The 14,658-nt window shown below is 59.1% G+C and carries 13 protein-coding genes; 8 read left to right on the top strand and 5 right to left on the bottom strand.

Features of this window, described 5'->3' with window-relative positions:
- Positions 1-4: 4 nt before the first annotated feature.
- Positions 5-1,015: an ABC transporter ATP-binding protein gene (locus tag N5D22_RS13195; protein ID WP_279655401.1), complete on the top strand. Its 1,011-nt coding sequence runs from the start codon at positions 5-7 to the stop codon at positions 1,013-1,015.
- A gap of 229 nt (positions 1,016-1,244) precedes the next feature.
- Positions 1,245-2,738 carry an ABC transporter substrate-binding protein gene (locus N5D22_RS13190; protein ID WP_279655400.1) on the top strand — a complete coding sequence of 498 codons (1,494 nt, stop codon included), beginning with the start codon at positions 1,245-1,247 and terminating at the stop codon, positions 2,736-2,738.
- A gap of 309 nt (positions 2,739-3,047) precedes the next feature.
- On the opposite strand, the gene N5D22_RS13185 is transcribed toward N5D22_RS13190, so the two are convergent.
- Together N5D22_RS13185 and N5D22_RS13180 are read right to left on the bottom strand one after the other, a co-directional pair.
- Positions 3,048-3,302, bottom strand: a complete 255-nt coding sequence (locus N5D22_RS13185) for a heavy-metal-associated domain-containing protein (RefSeq protein WP_279655399.1) — start codon at positions 3,300-3,302, stop codon at positions 3,048-3,050.
- 96 nt (positions 3,303-3,398) lie between these two features.
- Positions 3,399-4,856, bottom strand: coding sequence for a TrkH family potassium uptake protein (locus N5D22_RS13180; protein WP_279655398.1), 1,458 nt, complete (start codon positions 4,854-4,856; stop codon positions 3,399-3,401).
- Between the two features lie 80 nt (positions 4,857-4,936).
- Between N5D22_RS13180 and ilvA the strand changes: the two genes are divergently transcribed.
- The 3 genes from ilvA to N5D22_RS13165 all read left to right on the top strand — a co-directional run bounded on the left by ilvA (position 4,937) and on the right by N5D22_RS13165 (position 7,980).
- Entirely contained in the window at positions 4,937-6,211 is a 1,275-nt protein-coding gene (gene ilvA, locus N5D22_RS13175) for a threonine ammonia-lyase (RefSeq protein ID WP_279655397.1), read from the top strand.
- Positions 6,212-6,285: 74 nt separating this feature from the next.
- Positions 6,286-6,597, top strand: a complete 312-nt coding sequence (locus tag N5D22_RS13170) for an HlyU family transcriptional regulator (protein WP_279655396.1) — start codon at positions 6,286-6,288, stop codon at positions 6,595-6,597.
- A 117-nt stretch (positions 6,598-6,714) separates the two neighbouring features.
- The gene (locus tag N5D22_RS13165) at positions 6,715-7,980 is read left to right on the top strand and encodes a GGDEF domain-containing protein (RefSeq protein ID WP_279655395.1); all 1,266 of its coding nucleotides are present in this window, start codon (positions 6,715-6,717) and stop codon (positions 7,978-7,980) included.
- A 40-nt stretch (positions 7,981-8,020) separates the two neighbouring features.
- Here the strand turns inward: N5D22_RS13165 and N5D22_RS13160 are convergent, their stop codons facing one another.
- Positions 8,021-8,638: an FMN-dependent NADH-azoreductase gene (locus N5D22_RS13160; protein WP_279655394.1), complete on the bottom strand. Its 618-nt coding sequence runs from the start codon at positions 8,636-8,638 to the stop codon at positions 8,021-8,023.
- Between the two features lie 149 nt (positions 8,639-8,787).
- Between N5D22_RS13160 and N5D22_RS13155 the strand changes: the two genes are divergently transcribed.
- On the top strand, positions 8,788-9,756 hold the full coding sequence (locus N5D22_RS13155) for a LysR family transcriptional regulator (protein WP_279655393.1): 969 nt from the start codon (positions 8,788-8,790) through the stop codon (positions 9,754-9,756).
- 292 nt (positions 9,757-10,048) lie between these two features.
- A complete protein-coding gene (locus tag N5D22_RS13150; RefSeq protein WP_279655392.1) occupies positions 10,049-10,591 on the top strand; it encodes a DUF2087 domain-containing protein in 543 nt (180 codons plus the stop codon).
- Between the two features lie 172 nt (positions 10,592-10,763).
- On the opposite strand, the gene N5D22_RS13145 is transcribed toward N5D22_RS13150, so the two are convergent.
- Both N5D22_RS13145 and N5D22_RS13140 read right to left on the bottom strand, forming a co-directional pair.
- Positions 10,764-12,752: a bifunctional 2',3'-cyclic-nucleotide 2'-phosphodiesterase/3'-nucleotidase gene (locus N5D22_RS13145; RefSeq protein ID WP_279655391.1), complete on the bottom strand. Its 1,989-nt coding sequence runs from the start codon at positions 12,750-12,752 to the stop codon at positions 10,764-10,766.
- A 209-nt stretch (positions 12,753-12,961) separates the two neighbouring features.
- On the bottom strand, positions 12,962-13,297 hold the full coding sequence (locus N5D22_RS13140; protein WP_065116183.1) for a PilZ domain-containing protein: 336 nt from the start codon (positions 13,295-13,297) through the stop codon (positions 12,962-12,964).
- A gap of 354 nt (positions 13,298-13,651) precedes the next feature.
- Here N5D22_RS13140 and N5D22_RS13135 point away from each other — a divergent pair, with 354 nt between their 5' ends.
- The gene (locus tag N5D22_RS13135) at positions 13,652-14,539 is read left to right on the top strand and encodes a DUF4344 domain-containing metallopeptidase (RefSeq protein WP_279655390.1); all 888 of its coding nucleotides are present in this window, start codon (positions 13,652-13,654) and stop codon (positions 14,537-14,539) included.
- The last annotated feature ends 119 nt before the right edge of the window (positions 14,540-14,658 follow it).

The following is a 14,658-nucleotide window of genomic DNA, read 5'->3' as shown; positions in this document are numbered from 1 at the left end:
GACGATGCTAGCGACAGCAACGACACAGACCCCGCCATCGGCGGAAAACGGCAAGCGGCCCTTCGTGGTCGCGAAGAACCTCTGCAAATATTATCCCATATCGGGCTTCGGTCACCGTGTGGTGAAATCCGTCGACGATGTTTCCCTGACGATCGGCGAGGGGGAAGTGCTTGGTCTCGTCGGTGAATCCGGATGCGGCAAAAGCACGGTTGCCGGGCTGATTACGCGGCTGACCCACGCAACGAAAGGCGAGGTCAGCATCGGGCAGAACGATATGCTGCACATGCAGGGCGAGGCGCTTCGGCGTATGCGCCGGGTTGTGCAATTGGTGTTTCAGGACCCTTATTCCGCACTCGATCCACGCATGCGTATCGGCCAGAGCATGGAAGCACCGCTTGCCCAGCATGGCATCGGCACGCGCGAGGAACGCACGGCGCGGGTTTTCCAGATGCTGGAAGAGGTTGGTCTCGACGGTTCTTTTTATGATCGGTATCCGAGCCAGTGTTCCGGCGGCCAGTTGCAGCGCGTCGTCATAGGTCGCGCACTGCTTCTCAATCCGAGCTTCCTCGTCTGCGACGAACCGACATCGGCGCTCGACGCCTCGATGCGCACGCAGATCCTGAACCTCCTGATGGATATGAAGCGCCGTCACGGTTTGACGGTTCTGATGATTTCCCACGATCTGCGTGTGGTGCGTTATCTCTGCGATCGCATCGCGGTGATGTATCTCGGGCGTGTCGTTGAAATAGCCGACCGGGAGGAGCTTTTCCGGGCACCGAAACATCCCTACACCAAGGCGCTCATTGCCTCGTCGATGCTGGACGAGACGGGGTTATATGCACCGGAAATGCTTCTGGACGGCGATCTGCCGAGCCCGCTTAATCCACCCAACGGCTGTAAATTCCATACCCGCTGTAAGTATGCGACCGAGATATGCGGCGAGGTGGAACCCGTTCTGGAAGGCGTTTCCGGGGAGCATTTCGCCCGCTGCCACCGCTGGCGGGAATTGGGCTGACGGACAACGCAGTTACAGTTTTCTGTTGCCGTAAAACAGATGAATTGTGTGTTTGCGGATTAATATCGGAATAAAATTCCGAGTACAAAACGTAAAATAGATAATATTCGAATGGATAATCGAGAGGTATCCATAGGGTATTATTATTGCCTATGTAATGATTGAGTGAAATTTCGTGAAAATATACGAATTGTGAGCGTTGTCATCAAAAATAAAAGGGGAATCTTCTATGATGAAGCACGCACTTTTGGCGTCATGCGCCATTGTTGCCTCGTTTGGAGCGCATGCGGTAAAGGCCGCCACGATTACCTATGACGATAATTTCGGTGTGAAGACCGGCTGGCAGATGGCGTCCGATGACGCTTATCTCGGCTCGCGTGCGGGCTGTTTCGAAAGCCTGGTCCGTGTCGGTTACGATATGAAGCTGGAGCCGAGCCTCGCCGAATCCTGGAAGCAGACCGAACCCAAGGTTTGGGAATTCAAGCTGCGCAAGGGCGTCAAGTTCCAGAACGGCGAGCCGCTCGACGCAAGGGCGGCGATCAATGCGCTCGGCAATCTTCTGAAAGCGCCCGTTCCGGCCCGCGCCTTTTCACCGAAGCTGATCGCCGCCGTTGAAGCCGGCGGCGACGATGTGGTGAAGATCACGACGATCGAACCATCGGTGCTGCTGCCGGCGCAGATGGCAAGCCCCGCCACCTCCATCCTCGCTCCATCCGCCTATAAGGACGGTAAGGTCGATCCGATCGGAACCTGCACAGGACCTTTCAAGATCACCGAGGTCGATCCCAGCCAGCATTTGGTCCTGACGGCCAACCACGATTATTGGGGCGGTATGCCGAAACTTTCCGGCGGCCGTGTCAATTTCGTGCCCGATGCCGACACACGCGCCACCCAGGCCCGAACCGGTGAAGCGCAGGTTTCGCGCCTCGTGCCGCCATGGACGGTCAAGACCATCCAAGCGACCGATGGCGTCAAGGTCGCACCAGTCCCGTCGCCGCGTATCACCGAGCTGTTGCTGAACAACGCCAAGCCGCCCTTCAACAATATCAAGATACGCCAGGCGATCCAGGCCGCCATCGATACCGGCGGTATCGCCGACAGCATCTATGAGGGCGTGGTCAAGGGCGCGACCATGCCCTTTGCGGCCGGTGAACCATGGGCTGCAAAAGAAACCAAATCCGCCTATGACGTGGAAAAAGCCAAGGACCTGCTGAAAGAGGCGGGCGTTGCGCCCGGCAGCCTGAAGGTGACGCTTCTTGCCTATACGGCGAAGACCGAACTCAAGGACGTTGCGGCGATCATCCAGGCGCAGTTGCAGGAACTCGGCATCAAGGTCGATGTCCGCGTTGCCGATTACAGCGCCATCGAGCCCGATCTTCTGGCCGGCAATTTCGACATGGCGCTGCTGTCTCGCGGTTACGCCACCGATGTCGCCGAACCGGCCGGTTTCCTGAATGCCGACTACACCTGCGGCGGCAGCTACAACATCTCGCATTATTGCAATGCGGAGACGGATAAGCTGATCAAATCCGCCTATTCGGCCAATGAACCCGTCAAGCGTTACGCCATTTACGGCGAAGCGGCGAAGAAGATCTATGACGAAGCCGTCTCCGTCTTCCTCATCCACGAAACCGTGTTTGATGCCTATTCGGCCAAGCTCGAAAACTACAAGCCGCATCCGCTGAACTATTTTGTCATGACCAAGGATCTGGCGACGAAGTAAGTTGGTGTGATGGTGCTCCGATTGAGAGGGACCCGGCTCGGAAGAGCCGGGTCTTTTTGTGAGAAGGCTGGAAAACCTGCCCCTGAGCCCGGCGTCCAGCGCGGCGCGACCATCCGCAGATGATGTGCTTGGTTAAAATCGGGAAAAACCTCCTGCGTCATCCCTGATTGAAAGGGAGAGGGCGTTCGCCATCGGGGAGGAAAGAGGGACGGATGCCGTCCAAAACCCGTCACATAATTCAGCGTGAAGCGGGGCAGCTGGGGCGATCCGGCGGTCGCAGGGGTGCAGCGCCGCCGGTATCTCTTCGGATCAGCTGCGCGCTTCGGGCGTATAACCGGCGGCGGTGATGATTTCAGCGATACGGGCCGCATCGGAGACGCCGCCAACCAAGACCGTGCGGCTTGCCGGATCCGCATGCACGGCAGCGCCGGGAACGGTCTTTTCGATCGCGCCCTTGATCACTCCGGCGCAATGACCGCAGGTCATGTCTTCAACGTGAAAAGAAAGGTCTGCATCATCGGGTGCCGTGGTGGTTTCGGCGTGATGCTGGTGAGCGGTGCACATGAGCGGTTCTCCATGGTTTGGAATTCTAACAGCATGGAGCCTGGGCTATTCCAACGTGGGAAGGTCAAGCTCTTTATTTGCCGGGATGCGGCGATCTCAGCTCTTCCAGAAAATCGGCATCAGCAGCACGAGCACCGTCAGGATTTCCAGACGCCCGAGCAGCATCATCACCGACAGGACATAAAGCGCGGGGTCGCTGATGGTGGAGAAATTGCCCGCCGGACCGATGATCGGACCGATGCCGGGACCGACATTGGCGAGCGAGGTCGCCACGGCCGAGGTGGCGGTGAGTAAATCATAACCCATCATGCTCATGGCGAGGCTGCCGGCGATCCACAGGGCGATGAAACAGCTGACAAACAGGAAGACCGTGCGGATCGTATCGGGATCGACCACCTGCTGGCCATAACGCACCGAATAGACAGCATTCGGATAGATCAGCTTCTTCAGCCCGGCGCGCACCACATTGAACATGATGAGAAAACGATAGGCCTTGATGCCGCCCGCCGTCGAGCCGGAACAGCCGCCCATGAAGGTCGCGAAGAAAGCGACAACGACGACGAAAGGCCCCCAGAGCGTGTAGTCGTCACTGGCGAAACCGCCGGTCGAGAGGATGGAGGTCATGTTAAAGAAGGAGTGGCTGAGCGCATCATCCAGCGGTACGCCGTTCCTCAGGTGATGATAGACACCGACGGCGATGGAAATTGCGCAGAGATAGCCCAGGAAGACGGCGATCTGCGGATCGCGCAGTGTCTCCAGTCGGCGACGTACCGCAAGCAGGATCATGACCGAAAAAGGCAGGCTGCCGAAGATCAGGAAGACGGTGGCGATCCACAGCAGGGCGGTATTGTTGAAATAGGCGAAAGAGGCGTCATGGGTGGAGAAACCACCGGTCGCGACCGTTGACATGGCATGGTTCAGCGCATCGAAATGCGACATGCCGGCAAAATCGTAAGCGACCGTACAGGCGAGCGTCATGATGATGTAAATGGCCACGAAAGCCCGGGTAAAGCTCGCCAGACGGGCGAAAGGCCTGTCGTTGCCGGTATCGGACGATTCCATGCGGAAAAAGGTCATGCCGCCGACGCGCAGGAGCGGCAGGATGAAGAGGCCGAGTGCCACGATACCGATACCGCCCAGCCAGCATAGCAGCGAACGCCAGAGAAGGATGCCCTGCGGCGCATTGTCGAGGCCGGCAATGACGGTCGATCCCGTCGTCGTGATGGCGGAAATGGATTCGAAAAGGGCCTGGGCAGGCGTCAGGTTGAGTTCGGACAGATAAAGCGGCACGGCGCCGACGATGGAAAAGACCAGCCAGAGAATATTGACGAGCAGAAAGCCGAAACGTTTGTTGAAGGCCGCAATCGGCCCGCGCGTCGCCAGCGCACAGGCGAGCGCAAAGCCGCCGCACATGAAACCGGACAGCGCAAACACCATCCAGTCGTCATTACCGTAATAAAGATCGGTGAGCGCCGGTAGAAACATGGCCGTCGCCATGTAAAGCCCGAAGATGGACGCCACATAGATGACCGAGCGCAGAAGGTTGCTGTTCAAGAAATGAAACCCGTAGTTCGTGGCCGCGCTGAAATGAGTCTTTGTCTCCGACGCCTTCCTATGGCATAGCGGGTGCCATTATGAATTTCAATGGATTGACTATCGTGGACAAGCAGCTTGTGGAAGCAGCGCGGCGGGAAGTGCGGGAGATATTCCCGGAAACGCCGTTGCAGTTGAATGAACATCTCAGCCGTCGCTATGGCGCGTCGATTTGGCTGAAGCGTGAGGATCTGTCCCCGGTTCGTTCCTACAAGATTAGAGGCGCATTCAACTTCCTGCGCAAGGCGGTGGCCAAGGCCGGCAAGGGCAAGGTTTTCGTCTGTGCTTCGGCCGGCAACCATGCGCAGGGCTTTGCTTTCGCCTGCCGCCATTTCGGCGTTCACGGCGTTGTTTTCATGCCGGTGACGACACCGCAGCAGAAGATCGAAAAGACCCGCATCTTCGGCGGCGAATTCATCAGCATCCGCCTGGTGGGCGATATATTCGACCAGTGTTACGCCGCTGCGCGCCAGCATGTGCAGGATAATGACGGTTACATGGTGCCGCCTTTCGACCATGAGGATATCATCGAAGGTCAGGCGACGGTCGCCGCCGAGATCATGGACCAGCTTCCGGAAGGCACGAAGCCTGATATCGTCGTCATGCCCGTCGGTGGCGGCGGCCTTTCTGCTGGTCTTTCAGGCTTTCTGGCCGGCACGGTGAAGAAGGAAAACTTCGTGTTCTGCGAGCCGGAAGGCGCGCCGAGCCTGAAGAAAAGCCTCGAACGCGGCGAGCCGGTAACGCTCACCAAGGTCGACAATTTCGTCGACGGCGCCGCCGTCGCCCGCATCGGCGACCTGAACTTCAAGGCGCTGAAGGATTTCCCGGCCGATCAGGTCATGCTCATCCCGGAAAACGCCATCTGCGTGACGATCATCGAGATGCTGAACCTCGAAGGCGTGGTGCTGGAGCCGGCGGGCGCGCTGGCGATTGCCGCGCTGGAAAAGCTCGGCCGCGAGCGGCTGGAAGGCAAGACGGTGATCGCCGTGGTCTCCGGCGGCAATTTCGATTTCGAGCGCCTGCCGGATGTGAAGGAACGCGCCATGCGTTACACCGGCGTGAAGAAATACTTCATCCTGCGCCTGCCGCAGCGCCCCGGCGCGCTGCGCGATTTCCTCAACCTGCTCGGCCCTGACGACGATATCGCCCGTTTCGAATATCTGAAGAAATCGGCCCGCAATTTCGGCTCGATCCTGATCGGCATCGAAACCAGCGCCAAGGAGAATTTCGCCGGCCTGCTGGAACGCTTCGAGGCTGCGGGTCTCGGTTATGAGGACATCACCGAAAATGACATCCTGTCGAACCTGATCATCTGATCGGGACGTTAAAGACGGGGAAGGGCGGCTCACCTCCGCCCTTCAAACGTGACCAGATTGAGGGAGTGAAAGCCATGGCATCGTTTTTTTCCAAAATCCTCTCGGCCTTCGGCTCCGGCCAGCCATCCGCCGACGCGCCGCAGAAGGTCGCCCAGGCGGAGCCGCATGCGCATGGCGACTATCTGATCTATGCGACACCAATCAAGGAGGGCGGCCAGTTCCGCCTGGCGGGCCGTATCGAGAAAAAGGCTGGCGAGGAAGTTCTGGTGCATGAATTCGTGCGCGCCGATGTCTTCACCAGCCTGGACGATGCGGTGGAATTCACGATCCGCAAGGCGAAGCTCATCATCGACCAGAACGGTGCATCGCTTTTCCCAGGAAAATGATGACGTTTTCTTGCTGCGGATATTAAGATTCCGTTGGTTGCTTCGGCCTATCGTCTCTAGAGGGCATGGAGTCGCGCCAATCAACCCGCGCGATATGGATCGATAGGGCATGTGCCGATGCAATGGGCAAATCTGGCCCTCTTTCTGACGGAGGCCATCGTCTATTTTTCGGTAATGACGGCATTCCTTCATTATCGGCATATTCTCGGCATCGGTGTTTTTCTCACCGCGCTGGGTGTCATGCATTTCATGGAAACCTATCTGGCGGCCGTCTTTTATGTGCAGCTGCCCTTCGGCGCGGCCTCGCCCGGCTCCTCCATCCTTTTCGCCGGCAAACTGATGATGATCCTCATGCTTTATATGCGCGAGGATGCCGCGGTGGTGCGCCAGCCGATCTACGGCCTGTTTCTCGGCAATATATTGACCGTCATCATGGCGCAGATCATCCATTTTCATCAGACGGTGGCGATCGTTCCCGGACAGTCGGCCAGCGTCGGCTTTCTCGACGAGATGGGTATGCTGATGGTCTGGGGAACCAGCCTGCTTTACATCGACGCCATCGCCATCATCCTGTTTTACGAAAAGCTCGGGCGATATCTGCAGCGCCATATCGTGCTGCGCTTCGCAATCTGCGGCGTCGTCGTCCTCAGCCTTGATCAGGCGGGCTTTTACGGTGCGCTGCGACTGCTGTTCAATGCCCCGGTCGATGTGTTTTACGATGGCTGGAAAGCAAAGATGGCGGCCGTCGCGATCTATTCGCTGCTCTTTGCCATCTATCTCTGGCTGACATCGGCAAAGGGCCGTTTTCTGACACGCCGCAGCATTGCCGATGTCTTCAACGACCTGACTTTCCGGGAACGTTACGAAGAGCTGTTATCCCGCTCCGGACGCGACATGCTGACGGGTGTTTCGGACCGCGCCCGCATGGAGCTCGATGCCCCCTCCATCGTGCTCGACTGTGCCGAAAGGAGACGGGCAGTCAGCGTGCTTATCGTCGATATCGACCATTTCAAGACCGTCAACGATACGTTCGGCCATCTGCAGGGCGATGAAATCCTTCGGGAGTTTGCCGCCGTCCTCAAGCGGTCGGTGCAGCCGCACGGGCATCTCTATCGTTTCGGCGGCGAGGAATTCGTGGCCCTGCTTCCGGCAATGACACACGAGTCAGCGCTTGTCTTTTCCGCAGGTCTGCGTGCCGCCGTGCTGACGGGTTTGCGCCGGCCGGACGGAACGCCGCTGACCGTCAGCATCGGTGTCGCCACCGGCCTGGAGGACGGGAGGGTATTTCTTGAACTTCTGTCGGAAGCCGACTCGCGGCTCTATGCGGCAAAAAATAACGGCCGGGACCAGGTCCACGGCCGTTACGGAATGTGGGTCGGCTGATACCGGCCATCCCGCCGGCATCCCCTTCATGCGAGGTGCCTCAGGCGGCCAGCGCCAGCTCGGCAACCTTGGCTTCGGCGGCGGCAACGGCCTTTTCAACCGCTTCCGGACCGAATGCCAGGCCTTCGACATAGATCACTTCCACATCCGTCATGCCCATGAAACCGAGAACGGTCTTCAGGTAGGGAACGGCGTGGTTCATCGATACGGCAGGGCCTTCGGAATAAACGCCGGCGGCGGCCAGCACGATGTAGACCTTCTTGCCGGTGGCAAGGCCGACCGGGCCGGTTTCGGTGTATTTGAAGGTCTGGCCGGCGCGGGCGACGTTGTCGATCCACGACTTCAGGCCGGAATAGATGTTGAAGTTGATGAGGCCGGTGCCGATGACGACCGTATCGGCGGCCAGAAGCTCGGTAACGAGCTTGTCGGAATATTCGGCGGCAACCGCTTCTTCGGCGGTGCGCTGGTCAGCCGGCTTGCGGATGGCAGCCGTCTTGACAGTGTCGAGATGCGGGATCGGATCGGCAGCGAGATCGCGGTGGACGAGGGTATTGGAAGCCGATTTGGCCTTCAGCTTGTTCGCGAGCTCACCCGAAAACTTGTTGGAAACCGATTCGTCGCCACGCGGGCTGGAGGTGATGAGAAGAATGTTGGACATGGTCTTTCCTTGCATAAGCGATGAATTGACGGGCGCCTTGGGAGGGCGGGAGAGCACGATGCCCTTCCTTTGCGCTCTATATGAAAAATTACTGCCATCAAGAAAACTGTGATAATGTGGAAGTAATCTATCGATGAAATGGATGGAACATGGACGCGAACCCGACGCTCGACCAATTGCAGGTGTTTTTGACGGTTGCCGAGACCGGCAGTTTTTCCGCCGCGTCGCGGGCGCTCAACCGTGCCCAGTCGGTGGTCAGCTACACCATCGCCAATCTCGAGGCGCAGCTTGAAGTCACGCTGTTCGAGCGCAGCGGCGTGCGCCAGCCGAAACTGACGGATGAAGGCCGCGCCATGCTGGAGGATGCAAGGCGCATCGTCGCCGGCCTGCAGGAGATGCGCGCCCGCGCCAAGGGGCTGAAGCAGGGGCTTGAGGCGGAACTCTCGGTCGCCATCAGCACCATGGTGCCGGCGGAGGCCGTCGTGGCCGTGCTGCGGGATTTTCGCCAGCAATTCCCAACCGTCACGCTCAGCCTGAATGTCGGCGAACTCGGCATGGTCATGGATATGGTGCTCTCGCGAAAGGCGGGTATCGGCATCGGCGGGGCCATATTGCGCCAGGATGATGAACTCGTGTTTGAAAAGGTCGGCCATTCCTTCATGCTGCCGGTCGCAGCGTCCGATCACCCGCTGGCGCAGATCGAGCGGCCGCTGGTACTTGCGGACGTGCGTGAGGAGGTTCAGCTTGTCGTGACTGACGCCTCGGGCCTGACCAAGGGACGCGATTTTAATGTCCTCTCCTACAAGACATGGCGGGTCAGCGACATCGCCACGAAATACCAGCTTATCAAGGGCGGTCTGGGCTGGGGCGGTCTGCCCGCCTCGATCGTCCGCAACGACCTCGCCAATGGCAGCCTGAGAGCGCTCGATCTCGAGGCCTATGAGCAGGGTGAATATCCGCTCTTTGCACTGCGGCGTGTCGATTCGCCCGCTGGCCCCGCCGGCCAATGGCTCGCCGAAGCATTTCAGCAGCGCCTGTCGGCCTGTCCGAACCACAAGGATTTCAACGGGATGCTGGAAGCGAACAAGCGAAGGGATATTCCTGTCGCCGCTGAGTGACATAGGTTGGAGCAATGCGAATTGCATGTGGACCAAGCGCATGCCACTTGCTTCTTCTCTCCGCCGGGGAGAAGAAACACGCGGCAGCCTCGGTGCTTCGCCTTAGGCGCGGCCAATTGACGGCGGCGAACGGCCTGCCTATACAGGAAACACGGTCAGCAGTTCACCGAGGCACCGCCGTCCCGCGAGGGAAGCTAAACCTGCATTTGAAAACTTGACAGCACTTATCCCGTGCCTTGTCGGAAGCCGGCGGTCAGCGACACCCTTTCGGAATGGCACGTGAGGATAAGTCATGCCACGTTCAATCCTGTCCATTGATATCGCCGACCTGTCGACCTTTGCCAAATCGCTGCGCGAACAGATCGGCAGGCTGGACCGCCAGCCGAGCCATGTGGAGATGCTCAATCTTCTCAGCCGGGCCGCAGGGTTCCGGAATTTCCAGCATCTGCGTCAGTCGCGCATCCCATCCACTGAAAGCGACCCACCGTTACCGCAAGCGGCGCCTGTCGCCAGAGAGGGCAGGGTGCTGAAGACCGCGCGGCTTTTCGATGCCGCCGGCCGGCTGACGCAATGGCCCGCCCGCCGCTCCCAGCAGGAACTGTGCCTCTGGTATCTTTGGTCGAAAATACCGGCTGGGCGGAGCTTCTCCGAGCGGGAATTCAGCAGCTTTCTGGATGGCCTGCATCTGTTTGGCGACGCGGCGATACTGAGGCGCGACATGGTCGGCCTGAGGCTTATACGCCGCAATCGGGACGGCAGCGATTACCGGCGTATCGAGCAGAAACCGCCATTGGAACTGCCGCTTCTGCTGCGAGCGCTCGGTGGACGCGATTGAGGGGATAGTCCTCGGTATTGCCGATAGTCTCCATCAAACTCGGCATCATCCCCGGGCCTGTTCCGAGGGTCTGCTACGGATCAATTTCGTTGACGTGGCTGGATCCTTGGGACAAGCCCAGGGATGACGGCAGAGTTTCACCCTGCCGCCAACAACCGAAAGGCCGCAACCCTCAAAGAACCAGACGGAACTTTGCGAAACCTTCCGCGCCGTCGCCGGCATCCTCGATCTTTGCGCCCTTGATATCAGCCGCATAGTGGCGGCCCTTGGGGCCGGTTTCGAAGACAGCGGTGGTATTGGCCACCGGCGCGAAAGACCAGTTGGCGTCCGCGGACGGGTTGATGGTGCCCTGATCGATGATATAGCGCACGATCACGTCGCGATTGGTATCGGGCGCCACGAAGATCACCTTGTCTGCAGCGATGTCGGGGAACTTGCCGCCGCCGCCGGCGCGGTAATTATTGGTGGCCACCACGAATTTCTGCTCGGGATCGATCGGTTTGCCGTTGAACTGAAGGTTGACGATGCGGTTGCTGTCCGGGTTGACCGCCTTGCCATCCTTGTCGAATTTCGCCGGCTTGGAAATATCGATCTGGTAGGTGACACCGTCGATGACATCGAAATTATAGGACGGGAAATCCGCATTCAGCAGCGGCGCATCCTTCGCGCCGGCCTCGACTGTGTTGAACATGCCGGCCGACATTTCCAGCCAGTTCTTCACCTGCGCGCCGTTGACCAGCACCGCCTGCACCGTATTGGGATAAAGATAGAGATCGGCGACATTCTTGATGGCGATATCACCGGCGGGGACATCGGTATAATAATCCGCGCCGCCGCGGCCGCCGGACTTGAAGGGCGCTGCCGCTGAAAGCACCGGCAGATCCTTGTATTGCCCGTCCTTCAGCATGTCCTTGATGTACCAGGTCTGGGCATTGGAGACGATCTGCACGGAAGGATCGTCGGCCACCAGCGCGAAATAGGAATAGAGCGGCGCGGAGGTCTTGCCGACGGGACGGCGCACATAGGCAAGGGCTGCCTCGTGATCGGCCTTGGCGGCGGCGAGAACCTCTGCCTTGTCGGTGTAATCCGCAACGATCTTGCGACTGTCATCGCGGTGGTAGATCGGCCGGGCTTCGGAGGTGAAGTCAACGATCTTCCAGCTCTTGCCGTCCTTTTCGAGCAGCAGGTCGATGAGGCCCATATGCGAGCCCCAGAAACCCGCCATCACCGCCGGCTTGCCCATCAGCGTGCCCTTGACCGCATCCGCGCCCTCGATGCCGTCCCAGGTCTTCGGACCGGGGAAGACGAGATGCTGGTGGCCGGTGAAGATCGCGTCGATGCCTTCGACGGCAGCCAGATAAAGCGAGGCGTTTTCCATGCGCTCGGTCTGGCCCTTGCCGTCGATACCGGAATGGGAAAGGGCGATGACGATATCGGCGCCTTCCTCCTTCATCACAGGCACCCAGGCTTTCGCCGCCTCGACGATGTCGCGCGTCTGCGCCTTGCCCTCGAGGTTCTTGGAATCCCACATCATGATCTGCGGCGGCACGAAGCCGATGATGCCGACCTTGACCGGGCTCGTCACGCCGCCGCCGTCGCGGATCTGCTTTTCCAGAATGACATAGGGCTTGAAGAACAGCTCGTCGTTTTTCGGATCGGAAGCAAGCTGGCCCTTGGTGAGATTGGCGCAGACGTAAGGGAAACCGGCGCCCGCCAGCGTGTTCGACATATAGTCGAGACCGTAGTTGAATTCGTGGTTGCCGAGCGTGCCGCAATCGTAACCCAGCACGTTCATGGCGTTGATGACGGGATGCTTGTCGCCCGCCTTCATGCCGCGCTCATAGGCGATATAGTCGCCGAGCGGGTTACCCTGCAGGAAGTCGCCATTGTCCACCAGCATCGAATTTCCCGCCTCGGCGCGGATGGTGTCGATGATCGATGCCGTGCGCGAAAGCCCCATCGTGTCGTTCGGCTTGTCGGCGTAATAATCATAGGGAAAGACATGAACATGGATGTCAGTCGTTTCCATGATGCGCAGATGCGCCTGGTTGGCCGCCGCACGCGCAGCAAAAGGGTGCAGCATCACCAGCGCCGAGGAGGCCGCAATGCCGCCGAGAAGCGAACGACGGGTAATGGGGTGGAGAGCGAGAAGCGACGACATGGGAACTCCTTCGGATGAAGCTTGCTCTGTCATGGAAAACGACAAGGTAGAAGCAATCGCCGAGGAGTCCATCATCTAAATGACAGGCCCGTGACGGACGGGCCTGTTTTCAACCGTTTGATAAATTTTTTGTCATTTGAAGGCGCGGGGGGCGTGCCACCGTATCGGAGAATGTGCGTCTTTGGTCCTGCGCATTCCTGACCCGCGGATCAGCGGGCAAGCGTCGGTTTCACTTCTTCGTGGAAGAAGCGGAAATAGGAGGAAAGCTGCGCCAGCGTGTTGGTGGAAAGCTTCAGCTGCAGGCCGAGGCGGTTCTGGTGCTGCCATTGCACGACACCTTCGATGAAGCCCAGATCCTCGCTCTGCACCTTGACCCGGCTGCCCTTGGCGGCGGCGAAAGGCCCGTCCAGTTCGAGCGCCATTCCGGTGGCGGAAAGATCGACCACACGGCCTCTGGTCGACTGGCTGAAATAATGCACGGTCGCGAAGATCCTCGTCTTGCTGCGGGGTGCGCTGCGGGTCGCCATATTGAGGTTGTTTGTCATTTTGCTGCTCAAATAAATTGTTTCCGATGCCTGCATCATGACGCGGAAAGCTTGAGAGCCGTTTAGTTCTTCAGTTAAAATTGCAGGCAATTGCCGATTATGCTGTATCGATACGGCACTGATAACAATTGTTGCAGGCGGGCGTGCACGCACATGGCCAATATCCGCGCTCTCCACAGGGTGCCGCCCATGGCGGACTTCCTGAAGCTCGGATCGGCGTTGCTTCTTTGCAGCTATGATCCCGAAACAGATCACTATCCACCCGATTCTTGACAGGCGATGCAACCAGCCCATTGCGTGACTCGTTAGCTTCGGGAATCAGTGACGCTCCTCGTTTCCGGAAGGTCTGATTTTATGTTCCGTCGTTTTCTGGCCGCCGTTCCGCTGGCTTTCGTTTCGTTGACGGCTCCGATGGAGGCCGAGGCGCAGGTCGCCTCCGGTCTCGACGGCCTGTCCGACGATCAGCTTCAGCAGGCCGTCAATTTCGTTATCGGCAACGCGATCTTCTCGCTTTATCACGAAGGCGCACGCATGCTGATCTCGGATTTCGGGACGGCGGATACGGCAAGTGTCCAGGCGCCGGCGGATCAGCTGGCGGGTACGCTCATCCTCCAGGCGAACGAAGAATGGCTCGACACCGCGCTCGTCAACGCCACCGACAGCTGGTATCTGGCGCGTGAGGCGGAGACCTTGCCGGAACACGAGGCGCCAATCTTTTCCGCGCTCGTGCCCGACAGGAGCCGTGACCGCAACATGGCCTGCCTGATGGTCGGCCGCGACAAGGACGGTTATGGCGATCTGGCCGCCATGATGGGGCTCGCCAATGCCGAGTTCGACAAATGCGCCGCCGCCTATCCGGGCGTTGCTTCGGCCTGGGAGAAATTTCTCGCTCCCTATCGCAGCCAGGCGTCGTCCAAATTCACCATCAGCTACGTGCCGCCGCGCGATCCTGAACTTGAACCCTATGCCATCATGGTCAGAGAATCGAAGGTCCTCGATCTCATCAGCCGCAGTTTTAACGCTTATGCCCTGAAGGGCGATGTCAGGCTGACGGCCAAATCCTGCGGCCGTCCCGATGTCTACTGGTCGGCGGAAAAGCGCGAGATCACCTATTGCTACGAACTCGGCAAGTTCCAGGCGGAGCTGATTGCCGATCACCTGCTGAACACCGTTACGGAAGACAAGGGCGCCGCCGGCGGGCAAATCCCGACGGCTGCCGTCAATCTGGAACGGGAAATCTGAAGCCAGATTGCCGGACGCTGATTGAGCGCGCGTGCTCAGTCGTTGAGGGTATCCCCACCAACATTGCACAGCGGTTTTCTGTGCAGGCTCCCTATCGGAGAATGGCCTTCGTTGCTCCC

Origin of the sequence: Agrobacterium sp. GD03872 (assembly GCF_029840625.1) — a bacterium.
GTDB classification, from domain to species: domain Bacteria; phylum Pseudomonadota; class Alphaproteobacteria; order Rhizobiales; family Rhizobiaceae; genus Agrobacterium; species Agrobacterium fabrum_A.
Note: the sequence above shows the minus strand (reverse complement) of the source record. Positions and strands in the feature narration are given on the sequence as shown.

Excerpts from the sequence above, each read along its gene's own strand:
- N5D22_RS13170 (WP_279655396.1), top strand. The coding sequence starts at position 6,286 with ATGGCATCGTTTTTTTCCAAAATCCTCTCGGCCTTCGGCTCCGGCCAG.
- N5D22_RS13165 (WP_279655395.1), top strand. The coding sequence starts at position 6,715 with ATGCAATGGGCAAATCTGGCCCTCTTTCTGACGGAGGCCATCGTCTAT.
- N5D22_RS13145 (WP_279655391.1), bottom strand. The coding sequence starts at position 12,752 with ATGTCGTCGCTTCTCGCTCTCCACCCCATTACCCGTCGTTCGCTTCTC.
- N5D22_RS13150 (WP_279655392.1), top strand. The coding sequence starts at position 10,049 with ATGCCACGTTCAATCCTGTCCATTGATATCGCCGACCTGTCGACCTTT.
- N5D22_RS13190 (WP_279655400.1), top strand. The coding sequence starts at position 1,245 with ATGATGAAGCACGCACTTTTGGCGTCATGCGCCATTGTTGCCTCGTTT.
- N5D22_RS13140 (WP_065116183.1), bottom strand. The coding sequence starts at position 13,297 with ATGACAAACAACCTCAATATGGCGACCCGCAGCGCACCCCGCAGCAAG.
- N5D22_RS13160 (WP_279655394.1), bottom strand. The coding sequence starts at position 8,638 with ATGTCCAACATTCTTCTCATCACCTCCAGCCCGCGTGGCGACGAATCG.
- ilvA (WP_279655397.1), top strand. The coding sequence starts at position 4,937 with ATGAATTTCAATGGATTGACTATCGTGGACAAGCAGCTTGTGGAAGCA.
- N5D22_RS13135 (WP_279655390.1), top strand. The coding sequence starts at position 13,652 with ATGTTCCGTCGTTTTCTGGCCGCCGTTCCGCTGGCTTTCGTTTCGTTG.
- N5D22_RS13155 (WP_279655393.1), top strand. The coding sequence starts at position 8,788 with ATGGACGCGAACCCGACGCTCGACCAATTGCAGGTGTTTTTGACGGTT.
- N5D22_RS13195 (WP_279655401.1), top strand. The coding sequence starts at position 5 with ATGCTAGCGACAGCAACGACACAGACCCCGCCATCGGCGGAAAACGGC.
- N5D22_RS13185 (WP_279655399.1), bottom strand. The coding sequence starts at position 3,302 with ATGTGCACCGCTCACCAGCATCACGCCGAAACCACCACGGCACCCGAT.